Below are 15,286 nucleotides of genomic sequence, written 5' to 3'. Positions count from 1 at the left end.
GCCGCGTTGGGTACGGGGGCGGGGGCCTAGGATCGGCAGTCGGTCGGGTCGGGACGCATGTCACAAGCAAGGGACGGGACTTGGAGTTCAAGCAATTCCTGACGGTGCTGGGTCGCCGTTGGATGAGCATCGTGTCGATCATCCTGCTCGCACTCGGGGTCAGCGCCGCGATCACGTTCACGCGTACGCCGATGTACGAGTCGAAGACGCAGATCTTCCTCACCGTCGACGTCCGCGACACGACCGACGCCTATGCGGCGCTGCTGTTCGCGTCGAACCGCGCGGCGTCGTACGCCACCGTCGTGAAGAGCACCGGGCTCGCCGAGGTCGTCAAGAAGGACCTCAAGCTGAAGATGTCGGCCGAGGAGCTCGCCTCCCGGTTCGACGCCGAGGTCGTGGAGAGCACCTCGCTCATCCAGATCAGCTACAAGGACGAGAACCCCTACGACGCGACGAAGATCGCCGACTACGCGACCGACAAGTTCACCGAGTACGTCGCCGGCCTCGAGACGCCCGGTGCGACCACCGACGGCGGCACGACCACGGGCAATCCCGAGGACTCGCAGATCCGGGCCCAGGTCACCGACAAGGCCTCGGCCGCCACCCAGGTCAGCCCCAACGTGGTGCTCAACCTGGTCGCGGCCATCCTGATCGGCACCCTGCTCGGCATCGGCCTGGCCGTGGCCCGTGAGCTCCTGGACCGCACCATCCGCACGGCCGACCACGTCGCCGAGCTCACCGAGTCGCCCGTGCTCGCGAGCATCGGCTTCGACGGCGACATCCGGTCCGCCCCGTTGCTCACCGACCTCGGCGGCTTCGCGGCGCGCACCGAGGCGTTCCGCCTGCTGCGCACGAACCTGCAGTTCATCGACCTCGATCACCAGCCGCGCTGCCTGGTGATCAGCAGCGCCGTGCCCGGCGAGGGCAAGACGATGACCTCGACGAACCTCGCGGTCGCGCTCGCCCAGACCGGCCGCAACACGCTGATCATCGACGCCGACCTGCGCCGCCCGCGCGTCGCCAGCACCCTCGGCCTGGACCCGGCGATCGGGCTCACCACCGCCCTGGTCGGCAAGACCGAGATCCACGACGCGATCCAGGTCCACGAGGCCAGCGGCCTGCACGTGCTCGCGTCCGGCGCCAAGCCGCCGAACCCGACCGAGATCCTGCAGTCGAAGATCACCCACGACCTGATCCGGCGGCTGCGGTCGTCGTACGACATGGTGATCATCGACGCCCCGCCGCTGCTCCCCGTCGCGGACGCATCGGTGCTGGCCAAGCTCGCCGACGGCGTCATCATCGTCGTGCGGCACGCCAAGACGACCCGCGAACAGGTCAACGAGGCGATCAACCGCCTCAACCAGGTCGGCGCCCGGCTCTACGGCGTCGTGGTCAACATGGTCGCCAAGCGCGCCATCGGCTCGTATTACTACTACTACTACGAGGAGACCAGCGCCGCCGGTCGCTCGGGCAAGGGCGACGCCAAGGCCGAGTCCTCCGGGCGCCGCAAGGCCTGACCTCCACCACGCATCAACAGCACGAGCCGCCGGGGACTTGGTCCCCGGCGGCTCGTTCGTCGTCGTGGCGCTCAGCCCTTGCGGACGAACACCATCAGCGTCGGCGCCAGCGCGGGCGGCGTGAGCCGGTCGACGAGCTGGGCGACCCGCCAGGCGGGCGCGTTCGAGCCGAAGTACGTCGGCTCCGAGGAGTGCCCGTAGACCACCAGCTCGTGGGGCGGGGGGAACAGTGCCGTCAGGGAGCGGCGGGTGTTCATGCTGTAGCGGACCGGGAACACGTCCTCGGCCTTGCGGTGCGGCTGGAGGCGACGGAGCACCCGGGTGTGCAGGTCGTTGGGCACGGCGCGCGCGCCGATGCCGATCATCCCCCACTTGTTGGGGGTGCGGGCCGCGAGCCAGCCACCTGGCTTGAGGACCCGCAGGATCTCGGCGGAGACGGTCGGCGCGTCCTCCTCGCCGACGTGCTCGAGCACGTGGTCGGCGAGGACCAGGTCGAAGGAGGCGTCGGCGAAGGGCAGCCGGGCGCCGGGCTCGATCACCTGGGCCGAGGTGAGGGTGGCGTTGTCGAGGACGACCGGGTCGACGTCGACGCCGTGGACCTCGGCGACCCGCTCGTGGAAGGAGCGCAGCCGGCGGTGCAGCTCGGGGAACGGCTCGATCGCCCACAGGCCGCGACCGGCGCCGAAGTCGAGCACGCGGCTGTCCGGGCCCAGGAGCGCGTTGACCCGGGTGTAGAACTCGATGAACCCGTCGTAGCGGGTGTAGCCACCGGCGCGGACCTCCGGATAGAGCCGCGACAGCGTCTCGCCCGGCTGGAATCCCTGTCCCGCATCACTCATCTGGTCGCCCTCATGTCGGATGGTCACTGGTGGAGCCCCCTCAGCATGTCGTCGACGAGGTCGAGCACCGTCCGCGGTGGCACGGAGACGTCGTCGAGCACCCCGGAGTTGCGCCCCGGTCCCCCGCTCGGGCCGTCCCCAACAAGGTAGCGGTAGTCGGCGTCGACGGCCTGGCAGATCGACCACAGCCCGAGGTGGACGTACGTCGACGCGAACATCTCGAGCACCCGCACTCCGGGCCGGGAGAAGGTGAGGTTGGACAGCCCGGCGCCGTGCGGCGAGACGACCACCTCCGCGCCGTGGAACAGGTCGATCTGCTCCTGAACGGTGTGGCTGCCCGGGTCGATCCGGACGAAGCCGCGGCGCTCGAGCTCGGGCCACAGCTCGGCCTCCTGCACGTAGCGCCGGGTCCGGGGCGTGTCGCCGCGGGTGACGTAGAGCCGGCGCGGTCCGTCGGCGCCGGGCGTGGGCGGCAGGTGCTCGCGCAGCCAGCGCACGGTCGCGGGCGGCGCCTGGAGCGCCCAGTTCGGGTTGCTGGGCACGAGCAGCCGGTCGGCCGACACGGTCCGGCCGCGCTCGGGCTCGATCAGGCGGGCCGTCACGCCGGCCAGCTCGAGCAGCTGCTTCTGGTACCTCGTCCGGTGCGGTACGACGACCGCGTCCGCCTGCGCGAGGGCGTGCGGCAGGGCGTCCTCGAGGACCGCGAGCCGGCCGATCGCGTCGTACAGGAAGTGGTAGTAGTTCACCGACGTGCCGCGGGTGGTCAGGCTCAGCACCGTGCCCGGGACGTGCTCGGTCGGCCCCAGGGTGGGCCGCAGGAAGATCGGGTGCTCGCGCCAGTCCTCGACGCCGAAGTACGTGCTCGTCTCGTGGTCGAGGACCTTGCCCGGCGTGGTCGTCGCGGCGTAGTCACCGCTCAGCCGGCCGCCGGCGACCTCGAGCACGAAGGTCGCCGGGAGGTCGACCGCGGGCACCACGGCCGTGGGCTCGGTGGTCGTGTGCACGGCCGCGAAGAGCCAGTGCCCGGCGGGCACGCCCGCGGTGGCCGGGCGGGGCAGCGGCTGCTCCGCGCGGCCCGGGTGCAGGACGACGACTCCCGGCTCCCGGTCTGCGGTGTCGCTCGAGCGCTCCGTGGCCCGAACCGGCACGCCGCGGCTGCCGAGCAGCCGCGAGAGCACCCGGAACAGGCAGCCGAGGACGAAGGTCGCCGCGCGGTGCAGCCGCTTGAACAGCGGCCACCACGGCCTGAGCCAGGCGGGCAGGCTCACGACGCCACCCGGTCCCGCGAGCGGCTGACGAAGCGCTGCACCGCCTGCGCCGGGCGGCTGTTGACCGCGACCCGCGCCACGCGTCGTACCTGCGGCGACTTCACGAACCGCCGGGCGAACATCGCCGCGCGACCGCCGACCCGGCTCAGGACCAGCTCGAGCTCGCGCTCCACCTCGACGTTGACGGCGACCTCGGCCGGGTGCCGCAGTGGGAAGTCCATCGCGCCGGCGCCGTGGTCACGCTTGCCGGCCGCGGCGCCATGGGTCGCGTCCTCGCCCCAGCCGACGTTCTCGACGAGGTTGCGCGACGGGGAGAGCGCCAGCCCACCGAGGGTGAGCATGGTGAGCCACCAGTGCTTGTCCCAGCCATGGATCACCGTGTCGCCGGACTGCGCCGCGTCGGCGAAGTGCTGCTGGCCGGACCGGGTGACCAGGTGTCCCGGCTGCTGGGTCGCGGCGAGGGTGCGCACCGGGGCGTCGCTCGGCGCGTGGTCGCGGGTGAAGATCGCGCGGTGCCGCTGCCAGCGGTCCGCCCAGGTCGCCCAGCCCCACACGCTCGCCCACGCCGTGAACGCATAGCTGTCACCGGCGAAGAGCCGCTCCGGCACGCCCATGCCGCTGCCCGACACCTGCCAGATCCGCGGGTCGTCGCGGTAGCGCTCGAGCAGCTCCTCGACGTACGGGAAGAACGACGGGTCGGGGTGGCAGTCGTCCTCCAGCACGATGGCGGCGTCGGTCTGCGCGAAGACCCAGTCCAGCCCGAGCTCGACATTGGCCTCGAGCCCCAGGTTGCGCGGCGCGAAGCGGCGGTGCACCTCGCACGGCCAGTCGACGGTGTCGATCAGCGCCCGCGTCCGCGCGCACAGCTCCTCGTCGTCGGGCCGGCCCTCGCGCGGCCCGTCGGCGATCACGAAGAGCTGCTGGGGCGCGGCGGCACGGATCGCGGCGAGCGTCTGCTCGGTGAGGTGGGGTCGGTTGAAGACCACCAGGGCCACGGGGGTGGATTGACTCATCGATGTGGACAACGCAGGTGCCTCCTCCGAGTTCCGCAGACATTCGACCAGATCGGCTCGACCGCCATTACAGTTGCCGACCGTGCCCCCGAACTCCCCCTCGTCCTACCCGTCCATGGTCCGCCGCTGGGCCACCCAGCGCACCAAGGTCGCCGCGGCGCGCGCCGGGTTCCTCATCACCCGGATGAACGACGAGAGCCGGCGCTACGTCGAGATCACCCACAACGACGACGTCCCGCTCCCCGCGGGCGCCGAGCACGAGCTGCGGCCGGACAACCCGGCGCTCGACGAGCTCGAGGCGGCGTACGACGCCCTGGGAGTCGCTGCGGCCGCCCACACGCAGTGGCGCCAGAGCTTCCTCAAGAAGAACCTCTCGCTCGCCTGGTTCCGCGGCGACAACGCCTACGTGTGGCAGTTCCGCCAGCTCGGCAGCTCGGCACGGATCCGGATGTACCTGGCGATGCTCGACGTCCTCGAGCGCGACCGCCTCGGCCTGTTCGCCAAGCTGGACGAGGACGGCCTGTTCGGCGCGTTCACGTTCACCTTCGGCCAGCGCCCGCCGATCAGCCGCGACCTGCTCGACAGCATCAACGAGATCAACTACCTCGACGACCAGATGGGGCTCGCGTCCATCGAGGGGTTGCGGGTCCTCGACATCGGCGCCGGCTACGGCCGCCTGGCCCACCGGATGTCGACCGCGCTGCCCAACCTGGCGGCGTACGACTGCATCGACGGGGTGGCCACCTCGACCTTCCTGTGCTCCTACTACACCCGCTTCCGCGAGCTGCCCGACGCGGTGCGGGTGGTCCGGCTCGACGAGCACGAGAAGCTCGGCGAGCGCTACGACGTCGCGGTCAACATCCACAGCTTCTCGGAGTGCTCGCACGACGCGATCCGCTGGTGGCTGGACCGGATCGCCGAGCGGGACATCCCGTGGCTGCTCATCGTCCCGAACACCCCCGACGAGCTGCGCAGCACCGAGGCCGACGGGTCGATGGAGCCCTTCCGCCAGGACGTCCTCGACCGTGGCTACGAGCTGGTCGACGACCGGCCGATCCACCAGTCCGACGAGCTGCGCGAGCTGATCGACCTGCACGACCGGTTCTACCTGTTCAAGCGCAGGGACGCCTGAACACCCGCGGTTCCGCTCACACGCTCCAGCTCGCGAACGGCTCCCCCGTCAGCTCCCGCAGCCGCTGCGCCTCGGGCGCCAGCAGCTCGCGGAGCCGGGCCTCGGTCGCCGGCGTCAGCGTGGGCCGCTCGACCAGGTTCCCGGAGCGGCGCCACGCCGCCATGCTGATCATCCGGCGCGGCCCGGCGGGCAGCTTGCGGAAGGCCCGCAGCAGCGGCCCCTTCCGCAGCCGCAGCAGCCAGCCGGGCACCTGGTACTTCTCGTCGCGGGTGTTGTGCCGGCCGTAGTCCTCGGCGCTCGCGGCGGGTGCATCGAGGCCGAGGAAGGCGAAGACGCGGGCCATCGTGCCGACCACGTCCGCCCCGAGGTCGGCGAGGTCGAGCACCAGGACCTGCTCGGCGGGGAAGCGGCGCAGGAACTCCGCCAGCTGTGTGGCGTAGCGGCTCGAGGCCATCAGCGCGTGGGCCGGGTCGTCGGCGTCGGCCACCTCCTCGTCGAGGCTGCGGTGGGCGGCATGCCACTGCACCTGCTCGACGTACTCGGCGACGAGGCGCTCCACCGGGTCCCGCACCAGGTAGATCAGCCGCGCGTCGGGCACCAGGTCGGCCATCCGGTCGACCACGCCCGGTACGACGGGGAACTTCGTGTAGTGCGGCGAGGACTCCACCCGGAACCGGGTGCCCTCGGGGAAGTGCTGCTGGTAGCGGCCCACCCAGTCCGCAGCGCCGGGGTCGGAGAAGAAGCGCATCTCCTTCTCCGTGGACACCGCGATGTCGGGGTGGACGTCGAGGTAGTTGTGCATGCTCGTCGTCCCGCCCTTCATCGCACCGATCACGATGACGTTCGGCATCCGCGCGGGGTCCGGGGTCGTCGGTACGGCGTCGGCGCGCGCCACCCGCTGGCGCGGCGCGAGGTGCGCGGTGCAGTTGAGGCAGGCGTCGACCGGCTGCCCGGCCGAGCGCAGCGTCCAGCCCAGGCGCTTGAGCCGATCGGGCGGTCCGACGGTGAGGACCGGGGGGACACAGACGTCGCACTGGAGGGAGACCTGGTCTCCGGACGCCTTGGCAAGAACGACCACGGGCGTGAGGATACGGCGCCCGCCGAGTGCGCGCCGCGGGATGCCCCATTCCGTCGGCGGATCCGGGATAGGGTCGCCCGCGTGCGTCAGGCTCTCACGACATTGGTGTTCCTCCTCCCGCCGAGTGGCCTCAAGATCCGCCTGCTCAACCGGCTCGGCCACCAGGTGCACCCGACGGCGGTCGTCGGCATCTGCCTGGTGCGGCGGGTCGACCGCTTCGAGCTCGGCGCGGGCTCGCTCATCCACCACTTCAACCTGTTCCGCGACCTGCGGCTGGTGAAGCTGGGTGTCGGCTGCCGGATCATGCTGTTCAACCAGGTCGTGGGCGACTCCGGCTACGAGCCCGGCGCCACCCAGACCGAGAACCTGCGCACCCTGCGGATGGGCGACGACTCGCACATCATCAGCCAGCACTACCTCGACTGCGGCGGCGGGATCGTGCTGGGCGACAACACCTGGGTCACCGGCATCCGCTCGACCCTGCTCTCCCACGCGTTCGACCCGACCAACGGCGGCGTCATCCTCGACCCGGTCACCATCGGCGACCGGGCGGTGGTGGCGACCTCCTGCACCATGCTGCCGGGCACCGTCATCGGCGAGGGCGCGCTGATCGCGGCCGGCTCCACGACGTGGACCGGGCAGGAGGCCAAGGGCGCCCACCTGCACGGCGGCGTACCGGCTCGACGGCTCGCTCCGATCGACATTCCGAGGCACGTCTACAACCGCGCCCGTTACCAAGGACCCCGTGACGTCGTTGGCCCTGCGAACCCCCCATCTGAGTAGAGGTCACCATGAACGACATTGAGCCCAGGATCGTCACCATCGTCACCGAGCTGCTGGAGCGCTCGGACCGCGAGCAGCAGACCGTGGCGCTGGACGCCGCGCTGCACGGCGACGACGGGCTCGGCCTGGACTCGCTCGAGACCGCGGAGCTGTCCGCGATCCTCGAGGACGAGTTCGGCACCGACCCGTTCGGCGCCGGCCTGCTGCCGGAGACCGTCGCGGACATCGTGGCGTTCTACGCCGACGCGACCGCCGCGTCCGCATGACCGCACCCCGCACGGTCGTCATCACCGGCGGCAGTCGAGGCCTGGGCGAGGGCATCGTCCAGCACTTCCTCGACGCCGGTGACCGGGTCGCGACCTGTGCCCGCAGCGAGACCGACGCGGTCCGCGCGTGGCAGGCCGATCCGGCGTACGACGGCCGGTTCCTGTTCCGCAAGGCCGACCTCGCCGACCGCGAGGACTGCACGCGCTTCTTCAAGGACGTCGTGGCCGAGTGGGCCTCGGTCGACGTGCTCGTCAACAACGCCGGCGTCGCACGCGACGGCATCCTGGCGCTGTTCAGCGACGACGACTCCGACACGGTGATCGACCTCAACCTGAAGGCGACCATCCACCTCACCAAGCAGGTGGTGCGCAACATGCTCGCCCACGGCGGCGGCCGGATCGTCAACATCTCCTCGATCACGGGCCTGACCGGCTACCGCGGCCTGAGCGTCTACGGCGCCACCAAGGCCGCGCTCGACGGCTTCACCCGCGGCCTGGCCCGCGAGGTCGGCTCACGCAGGATCACCGTCAACAGCATCGCCTCGGGCTACCTGAAGACCGAGATGAGCCACGGCCTCGACGACGGCCAGCTCAACCAGATCGTCCGCCGTACGCCGGCCGGTCGCCTCGGCGAGCCCGAGGACATCGCTCGCGCGGTGGAGTTCCTCGTCGACGAGCGCAACGACTGGATCACCGGCCAGGTGCTGGTGGTCGACGGTGGCCTGACCGCCTGATCCGGGGCGGCGGACGCGACGGCCGCCGGGTCGTCAGCCCTGCCGCGCGGCGACCACGTCACCCCGGCGGGCGACGTGGCGCCCGCGGGGCGCCCGCCCGTCCCAGGCGATCGCGATCCACCAGCAGGCGGTGGACACGGCGGTGCCGACCGCCATCGCCCACAGTGCGCCCTCCGCGTCGCCGAGCACGGCGCCGGCGACCATGCACACGCCGATCAGCACCAGCGCCACGATGTCGGTGACCATGGCGGTCTGGATCCGGTGCCGGCCGATCAGGGCCGCCCGCAGGCCGCTCTGTCCGGCCATGAGGAGCACCTTGCAGCTGATGGCCAGCATCAGCGGCTGGACGATGTCCCACGACTCGCCGAGGACCGCCCACCCGATCGGGTCCGGGAGGAACACCAGGACCACGAGGTTGACGACGCCGACGGCCAGGCAGATCGCGATCGCCTTGCGGACGTGGCCCCACCAGGCGCCCTCGTCGGCCCGGTCACGGGCGATGTCGGTGGCCGCCGCCGTGGAGACGGCCAGCTGGACCGCGGTGCTGGGCGCGGCCAACAGGGTCGCCGCGCGGTAGGCCGCCACGGCGAGCGCCGAGCTGAACAGCGTCATCAGCGAGGCGAAGAGCAGGGTGATGCCGCTGCTGGCGACCCCGCTGACCAGCGAGCGCCACGAGAACGACCAGTGCTCGCGGACCCAGGCGACGCCGTCGCGGCCGGGCAGGCCGTACTGGGCGAAGACCCACAGCCCCGAGACGCCGCCCGACCAGCTCCACATCAGGATCGGCCAGACGAGTCCGTCGAGGTCGGCGGCGAGCGCCGTACCGAAGCCGGCGATCATGAGCACCAGCCAGAGCGCGTCGATCGCCACGGCGCGCCCGGGCTGGCGGCGCGCGATGCCGAGGTAGCGGCCGACGTCCTGGACGACCAGCAACGGCATGGGTACGGCGAGCGCCAGCACCGGCCACGCCAGGGCACTGCCGAACGCCAGCAGCACGGCACCGGCCAGGCCGGTGAGGACGCCGGCGACCAGGCCGGTCACGCTCGCGGAGGCCAGGATCGTCCGCGGCCGCTGGTCGGCCTCCTCGGGGTGCACGACCACCGTGGTCGAGATCAGGCTGCGCACGGCCACCTGCGCCACCGTGTAGACCATCACGATCAGGCTGAACCGCCCGAAGTCGACCGGGTCGAAGGCGTGCGCGACCCAGATCAGCGCAGCGATGTTCGACAGGCTCGACAGCGCCTGGTCGACGGTGATCAGGCTGAGCCGGCTTCCGGCCCCGCGCGCCGTCCCCGCAGGCGCGGCCGCGTCACCCGAGTCGGTTGCCGGCTCGCTCACCGGCCCGCCGCGACGTCGCCGAGGAAGGCGAGGTAGGAGTCGACGAGGCGAGCGGTGCGCTCCTCACCGATGCGGTTGTCGTCGGTCGCGATGGTGTGGATCAGCCGGCCGCGATAGCTGAGCGTCGCCACGAACACCACCTGGTTGGGCGCCGGCGCGAGCTGCCCCTGCACGAAGGTGAGCCATTCCGGGTCGGTGCCCGGGTCGATCACGCCCATGTTGCTGACGACCAGGCAGGGCGGGCCCGCGCTCAGCGCGGCGGCCACCAGGTCACGGCCGGTGTCGAGGTCGGAGACCTTCTCGGTCCGGGTGAGCTGGAAGAAGAGCTCACCCTCGCCACGGGCCAGCGCCTCGCGGACGGTCGCGACCATCTCCCCCGCGAGTCCCCACGGCTCGGCGGCGTCGACGCGGAAGGGGCGCGAGACGACGGCGACCGACATGGCGGTCGGTGCGTTCGGGGTCGGGCTCGGCGTCGACAGGTCGGCCGGCACCGCGAGCTGGACGGTCGCGCGATCGGCCCCGCACAGCTCGCGGGCCACGATTCCCATCCACGCGGCGGCGACCGTGGCGAAGACGCTGGAGCCGTGCCGGCGTCCGGTGGCCAGGAGCTCGGCGGCCGGCTCGGCGTCGAGGACGAGCTGCCGGAGCCGCGGCCGGCACGGCACCGACGTCTCCGGCCACCACTCCGGGCCGGGCGCGCCGAGCTCGACGTTGCGGGCCCGGATGGAGCGGAGCAGGTCGAGCATCGCCGTACGGTCCTGCTGCCAGGGGTACGTCGGCCCGGCCACCGGCGGCGGGCTCGACAGCTCCTGCTGCTCGGGCACGTCCTGGCCGTCGAGGAGGCGGACCAGCCACTGCACCTCGCCCAGCCCGATCCGTCCGTCGAGCAGGGCGTGGTGGCCGAGCAGGATCAGCCGGGAGCGGCCCTCGGCGGGGCTGCGCAGGTAGAGCAGACGCGGGGCCAGGCCGAGCTCGTGGCGCACCGTGGCCTCCTCGTCGAAGACCGCGTCCCACGCGGCGACGGGGAGGTCACGGGCGGTGAAGTGGCCGGGCCGGACGCCGGGATCGGCGAGCGTGAGGTCCTCGGTGGCGACCGCGCGACCGAGGATCCGGCGCTCGCGGAACGTGTCCCACACGGCAGCGACGGCGGCGGGCTCGAAGCAGCGCGCGAGGTCCGCGGAGATCATCACGTTGCTCGGCCACTGGTGGTCGAGGAAGGTGTAGTACTTCTCCGCGGTCGTCATCGGACGGTGCACGCCCACGCCTGCCACTCCTCTTCGTCGCCCGGTTCGTCGCCCGGTGCGGTCAGCACCGGCTTCCTGCCCAACGCTCGCACGGGACAAGCGTCACGATCCTCCCATCCGGCGCACCCGTCCGCCGGTGCTCGGCCATACTGGCGCCATGATCCGCCTGCTCGAACGAGCCGCCGCCGCAGTGCCGGACCAGCCGGCGGTGATCACCACCGAGGCCACCACGTCGTACGCCGACCTGCTGGCCGCCGCCCGGTCCGTGGGCGCCGCCCTCCGGTCCCGCGGCATCGACCGGTTCGCGGTCGTCGAGCCGGACGCCGGCCGGGTGCTCACGCTGCTGGCCGGGGCCGCGCTCGTCGGCGCCGAGCCGTGCCAGTACCAGCCCGACATCGACGCCGCGCAGTTCCGGGAGCAGGCCGAGGCGTTGGGTCACACGGTCGTCGTGTCGCGACGCGAGGAGCTGGCCGGCGACGGCCTCCGGGTGGTCGGGCCCGACGAGCTGGTCGCGGAGGGCCCGGTCACCGAGGCCGCCGAGGCCGCCGAGGCCGCTGATCAGCCGATCCTGATCCGCACCACCGGCACCACCGGCCTGCCGAAGGCCGCCCGTCACGACTGGTCGGTGCTCGCCCGCACCACGCGCGACGCCACGCCTCGTCCCGGGCAGCACTGGCTGCTGGCCTACGGCCCCCAGCAGTTCGCGGGGATCCAGGTGCTCCAGCACGTCATGGCGATCCAGGGCACCCTGGTCGCCCCCTTCCCGCGCCAGCCGCGCGACGGCCTCGACGCCCTGCTCGGCCAGCGGCTCGACTGCGTGAGCGCGACGCCGACGTACTGGCGCTTCCTGCTCGCCGAGGCCCGCGGCCGGGGCGTCGCGCTCCCCCCGTTGACGCAGATCACGCTCGGCGGCGAGGCGAGCTCGCCGGACCTGCTGGCCGAGCTCCGGGCCGCGTTCCCGGACACCCGGATCTCGCAGGTCTACGCGTCCACCGAGTTCGGCTCGATCGCCTCCGTCGGCGACGGACGCCCGGGGCTCTCGGTCGCGAGCCTGTGGAGTCCGGAGAACCCCGACGGCCTGCTGCGGGTGGTCGAGGGACAGCTGTGGGTGCGCGCGGGCACCGGGATGAGCGGGTACGCCGGCGACCGCTCCGACACGCCCGCGGAGGAGGACGGCTGGGTCGCCACCGGCGACCTGGCCGAGGTGGTCGAGGACCGGGTGCTCTTCCGCGGCCGCAACTCCGACGTGATCAACGTCGGCGGGGTCAAGGTCCACCCGTTGCCTGTCGAGGAGCGGATCGCCGCCCTGCCGGGGGTCTCGATGGCCCGCGTCTTCGGCCGGCCCAACCGGCTGACCGGCGCGATCGTCGCGACCGAGGTGGTGCCCGTCGGCGAGCTCGCGGCAGCCGACGCCGAGGCGCTCAAGCGGGAGGTGCGCGCCGCCGTGGCCGACCTGCCGCCGGCCTGGCGACCGCGCAGCATCGCCCTGGTGGAGGAGCTGGCGACCAAGGGCACCAAGACCCTGCGCGGCATGGCCGGACCCGAGTCCTGACCACGGCCGACCGGTCCGTTCGTCCACCGGCGCCCACCGCCGTCCGTTATTCTCCGCACGATCGCTGGCCGACCGAGGCCGGCACCCAAGGCCTGGAGGTCCGTTGCCGTCTGACTTCGCCTACAGCTCCCTGCGACGTCTGGCCTCCGCACCCGGCGCCCGGCACCTCATCCAGCGGGTGCGCGGCGAGCAGGACGAGATCCGGCTGGCCATCGGCCGGCTGGAGAGCCACCTGCTCGACCTGCGCCGCCCGCAGCGGCTGCAGGACGCCGAGTTCAAGGTGTTCTCCCAGTTCGGCGAGGACGGGATCATCCAGCACCTGGTGCGTGCCGTCGATCCCGCGGAGACGACCTTCGTGGAGATCGGGACCGGCGACTACCGCGAGTCCAACACCCGGTTCCTGCTGCAGAACGACAACTGGCGCGGCGTCGTGATCGACGGCGGCGAGGACCACGTCCGCTTCGTCCTGGGCTCCGGGCTCAGCTGGCGCTACGACGTCGAGCCGGTGTCGGCCTTCGTGACCCGCGAGAACGTCAACCAGCTGATCGGCGACGCCGGCCTGAACGGGCGGATCGGGCTGCTGTCCGTCGACGTCGACGGCATCGACTACTGGCTGTGGAACGCGATCGACGTGGTCGATCCCGCCATCGTCGTGGCGGAGTACAACGCCCTCCTCGGGCCCGAGGCCGCGATCACCGTGCCCTACGACCCGGCGTTCGTGAACTCCGATGCCCACTTCTCCCAGCTCTACTTCGGTGCCTCGCTGGGCGCCCTGGTCCACCTCGGGAGCCAGCGCGGCTACCGTTTCGTCGGGTGCGCCAGCAACGGCGCCAACGCCTTCTTCGTTCGTGAGGACGTCGCCGGCGACCTGCCCGCGCAGACCGCCGCGAGCGGCTACCGCGAGAGCCGGTTCCTCACCGGTCGCAACCCCGACGGCACCCTGTCGCGCAACCGGAGCGTCGCCGAGCGCCTCGCACTCATTGGCGACCTCCCGGTCATCGACGTGACCACCGGCACCGAGACCACGGTCGCGACCGCCGTCGGCGCCAGAGGCAGGGCGTGAAGCACCGGCTCCGGGTCGTCCGGGCCCACCTGCTGGCCTGGATCGGGCTCGCGCGGATGGCCCGGGCGATCTCCCGGGGCCAGGTCGACCAGGTGTGGCTGGGCGAGTCCAACGCCGCCTTCTTCGGCGGCGACCGGTTCCCCGCGCTCGGCGTGGGGAGCACCGTCGAGCGGTGCTGGGTCTGGCACCTCGGGCCGCGGCTGATGTACTCCGTCGCGCGCGACGACTTCACCCCTGCCCTGCACCGCGCCGCCCGGCTGCTCGGCCGGCTGCCGGGCAACCGCGACGTCGTGTGGATCTTCAGCCTTGGCGAGATCGACATCCGCTGCCACCTGGCCCCTCGCGTGATGGCCGGTGGCGACGTGGACTTCGTGGCGGCGTACGTCGACCGGCTCCGTGGCCTGCTGCGCGACCTCGGCTCGCCGCTCGGCGTGGTGATGGTCCCGGTCCCGCCGGCCACCCAGCAGTTCGTCCACGAGTCGTTCCCCGTGCGCGGCACCAACGAGGAGCGGCTCGCCACTCACGGGGTCCTGCGCAAGCAGCTGGTCGAGGAGCTCGCCGCCTCCTCGTCGGCGACGCCGCGGCTCGTCCTGCTCGACGCCACCGACGACCTGTCGGACGACGACGGCTGGTTCCGCGCCGAGCTCCACACCGACGGCGTCCATCCCAACGACGCCGGTCGCGAGGTCGCCCAGGCAGCCCTGCGCCGGCTCCTCGAGCACACGCCATGAGCGAGCGCGTCGACGCCGTGCGCGGGCTGGCCGTCGGCCCGTTCCGCGTCTCGTACGTCCGCACCCTCCTCGCGAGGCTGAGCATGCACGGCACGGTGCTGGTCGGCCGCCGGTTCCGGATCGTCGGCCGCCGCCGGATCGAGGTCGCCGAGGGCGCCCGGCTGCGCCTCGGCGTCAACTACTACGGCTTCCTCACCGGCCACGAGTGGTCGATCATCCGGGTCCGGGGCCGCCTCCGGCTCGGCGGCAACGTGACCGTGGCGACCGGCAACCGCTGGGACATCGGGCCGGACTCCACCGTCTCGGTGGGCGCGCGCACCTACTTCTCGCCCGACGGCCTGCTGGTCAGCAACAGCGGCATCACGATCGGCGCGGGCTGCGCGATCGGCTGGCGGGTGCAGCTGCTCGACGACGACTTCCACCGCCACCTCGCCGCCGGCGAGTCCGAGGAGCGCGGCACCGCCCCCGACATCACGATCGGCGACCGGGTCTGGATCGGCAGCCACGCCCAGATCTACAAGGGCGTGCGGATCGCCGACGGCTGCATCGTCGCCGGCGGGTCCGTGGTCACCTCGTCGATCACCGAGCCGGGCTGCCTGGTCGGCGGGGTGCCCGCCAAGATCATCCGCCGCGACGTGACCTGGCGCTGAGCGCCCCCCGGCCGTTGAGTTGCCGCTTTCGCACCGTTGAGTTGCCGATCTCAACGGTGAGTTCCCGGCAACTCAACG

General features: G+C 72.2%; 15 protein-coding genes. 9 read left to right on the top strand and 6 right to left on the bottom strand.

What is annotated here, in order from left to right; all coding sequences use genetic code 11:
• Positions 1 to 80 precede the first annotated feature (80 nt).
• Positions 81 to 1,517, top strand: coding sequence for a polysaccharide biosynthesis tyrosine autokinase (locus tag FBY23_RS05990; RefSeq protein WP_141797312.1), 1,437 nt, complete (start codon positions 81 to 83; stop codon positions 1,515 to 1,517).
• A 71-nt stretch (positions 1,518 to 1,588) separates the two neighbouring features.
• On the opposite strand, the gene FBY23_RS05985 is transcribed toward FBY23_RS05990, so the two are convergent.
• Genes FBY23_RS05985 through FBY23_RS05975 form a run of 3 tightly spaced genes read right to left on the bottom strand, consistent with a single transcriptional unit; the run spans position 1,589 to position 4,637 of the window.
• Positions 1,589 to 2,356, bottom strand: coding sequence for a bifunctional 2-polyprenyl-6-hydroxyphenol methylase/3-demethylubiquinol 3-O-methyltransferase UbiG (locus FBY23_RS05985; protein ID WP_141797311.1), 768 nt, complete (start codon positions 2,354 to 2,356; stop codon positions 1,589 to 1,591).
• A gap of 23 nt (positions 2,357 to 2,379) precedes the next feature.
• Positions 2,380 to 3,624: a DUF563 domain-containing protein gene (locus FBY23_RS05980; protein WP_141797310.1), complete on the bottom strand. Its 1,245-nt coding sequence runs from the start codon at positions 3,622 to 3,624 to the stop codon at positions 2,380 to 2,382.
• On the bottom strand, positions 3,621 to 4,637 hold the full coding sequence (locus FBY23_RS05975; RefSeq protein ID WP_141797309.1) for a glycosyltransferase family 2 protein: 1,017 nt from the start codon (positions 4,635 to 4,637) through the stop codon (positions 3,621 to 3,623). The genes FBY23_RS05980 and FBY23_RS05975 overlap by 4 nt, the downstream gene beginning before the upstream one ends.
• An 82-nt stretch (positions 4,638 to 4,719) precedes the next feature.
• Here FBY23_RS05975 and FBY23_RS05970 point away from each other — a divergent pair, with 82 nt between their 5' ends.
• Complete coding sequence (locus FBY23_RS05970; RefSeq protein WP_141797308.1) at positions 4,720 to 5,769, top strand: hypothetical protein; 1,050 nt, start codon at positions 4,720 to 4,722, stop codon at positions 5,767 to 5,769.
• A 16-nt stretch (positions 5,770 to 5,785) separates the two neighbouring features.
• Here the strand turns inward: FBY23_RS05970 and FBY23_RS05965 are convergent, their stop codons facing one another.
• Positions 5,786 to 6,847 carry a sulfotransferase gene (locus FBY23_RS05965; RefSeq protein ID WP_141797307.1) on the bottom strand — a complete coding sequence of 354 codons (1,062 nt, stop codon included), beginning with the start codon at positions 6,845 to 6,847 and terminating at the stop codon, positions 5,786 to 5,788.
• Between the two features lie 81 nt (positions 6,848 to 6,928).
• Between FBY23_RS05965 and FBY23_RS05960 the strand changes: the two genes are divergently transcribed.
• Genes FBY23_RS05960 through FBY23_RS05950 form a run of 3 tightly spaced genes read left to right on the top strand, consistent with a single transcriptional unit; the run spans position 6,929 to position 8,630 of the window.
• Positions 6,929 to 7,630 (top strand): hypothetical protein, encoded by a 702-nt coding sequence (locus FBY23_RS05960; protein WP_186348221.1) that lies wholly within the window; start codon positions 6,929 to 6,931, stop codon positions 7,628 to 7,630.
• Between the two features lie 8 nt (positions 7,631 to 7,638).
• Complete coding sequence (locus FBY23_RS05955) at positions 7,639 to 7,896, top strand: phosphopantetheine-binding protein (RefSeq protein ID WP_141797306.1); 258 nt, start codon at positions 7,639 to 7,641, stop codon at positions 7,894 to 7,896.
• Positions 7,893 to 8,630, top strand: coding sequence for an SDR family NAD(P)-dependent oxidoreductase (locus FBY23_RS05950; RefSeq protein WP_141797305.1), 738 nt, complete (start codon positions 7,893 to 7,895; stop codon positions 8,628 to 8,630). The genes FBY23_RS05955 and FBY23_RS05950 overlap by 4 nt, the downstream gene beginning before the upstream one ends.
• Before the next feature lie 33 nt (positions 8,631 to 8,663).
• Here FBY23_RS05950 and FBY23_RS05945 read toward each other — a convergent pair whose 3' ends face one another.
• Both FBY23_RS05945 and FBY23_RS05940 read right to left on the bottom strand, forming a co-directional pair.
• Complete coding sequence (locus tag FBY23_RS05945) at positions 8,664 to 9,968, bottom strand: oligosaccharide flippase family protein (RefSeq protein WP_141797304.1); 1,305 nt, start codon at positions 9,966 to 9,968, stop codon at positions 8,664 to 8,666.
• Positions 9,965 to 11,230: a phthiocerol/phthiodiolone dimycocerosyl transferase family protein gene (locus FBY23_RS05940; RefSeq protein ID WP_141797303.1), complete on the bottom strand. Its 1,266-nt coding sequence runs from the start codon at positions 11,228 to 11,230 to the stop codon at positions 9,965 to 9,967. The genes FBY23_RS05945 and FBY23_RS05940 overlap by 4 nt, the downstream gene beginning before the upstream one ends.
• Before the next feature lie 139 nt (positions 11,231 to 11,369).
• On the opposite strand from FBY23_RS05940, the gene FBY23_RS05935 reads away from it, so the two are divergent.
• From FBY23_RS05935 to FBY23_RS05920, 4 genes are all read left to right on the top strand, one after another.
• On the top strand, positions 11,370 to 12,764 hold the full coding sequence (locus FBY23_RS05935; RefSeq protein WP_141797302.1) for a class I adenylate-forming enzyme family protein: 1,395 nt from the start codon (positions 11,370 to 11,372) through the stop codon (positions 12,762 to 12,764).
• Between the two features lie 103 nt (positions 12,765 to 12,867).
• Positions 12,868 to 13,827 (top strand): hypothetical protein, encoded by a 960-nt coding sequence (locus FBY23_RS05930; protein ID WP_141797301.1) that lies wholly within the window; start codon positions 12,868 to 12,870, stop codon positions 13,825 to 13,827.
• Positions 13,824 to 14,558, top strand: a complete 735-nt coding sequence (locus tag FBY23_RS05925; protein ID WP_141797300.1) for a hypothetical protein — start codon at positions 13,824 to 13,826, stop codon at positions 14,556 to 14,558. Before FBY23_RS05930 ends, FBY23_RS05925 begins: the two co-directional genes overlap by 4 nt.
• Complete coding sequence (locus FBY23_RS05920; RefSeq protein ID WP_141797299.1) at positions 14,555 to 15,208, top strand: DapH/DapD/GlmU-related protein; 654 nt, start codon at positions 14,555 to 14,557, stop codon at positions 15,206 to 15,208. The genes FBY23_RS05925 and FBY23_RS05920 overlap by 4 nt, the downstream gene beginning before the upstream one ends.
• The last annotated feature ends 78 nt before the right edge of the window (positions 15,209 to 15,286 follow it).

The sequence above is a fragment of the Nocardioides sp. SLBN-35 genome (assembly GCF_006715725.1).
In the GTDB taxonomy this organism is placed as follows: domain Bacteria; phylum Actinomycetota; class Actinomycetes; order Propionibacteriales; family Nocardioidaceae; genus Nocardioides.
Note: the sequence above shows the minus strand (reverse complement) of the source record. Positions and strands in the feature narration are given on the sequence as shown.

Bases quoted from the DNA above. Each gene is read 5' to 3' on its own strand.
- FBY23_RS05985 (WP_141797311.1), bottom strand. From the start codon at position 2,356: ATGAGTGATGCGGGACAGGGATTCCAGCCGGGCGAGACGCTGTCGCGG.
- FBY23_RS05975 (WP_141797309.1), bottom strand. From the start codon at position 4,637: ATGAGTCAATCCACCCCCGTGGCCCTGGTGGTCTTCAACCGACCCCAC.
- FBY23_RS05955 (WP_141797306.1), top strand. From the start codon at position 7,639: ATGAACGACATTGAGCCCAGGATCGTCACCATCGTCACCGAGCTGCTG.
- FBY23_RS05950 (WP_141797305.1), top strand. From the start codon at position 7,893: ATGACCGCACCCCGCACGGTCGTCATCACCGGCGGCAGTCGAGGCCTG.
- FBY23_RS05935 (WP_141797302.1), top strand. From the start codon at position 11,370: ATGATCCGCCTGCTCGAACGAGCCGCCGCCGCAGTGCCGGACCAGCCG.
- FBY23_RS05920 (WP_141797299.1), top strand. From the start codon at position 14,555: ATGAGCGAGCGCGTCGACGCCGTGCGCGGGCTGGCCGTCGGCCCGTTC.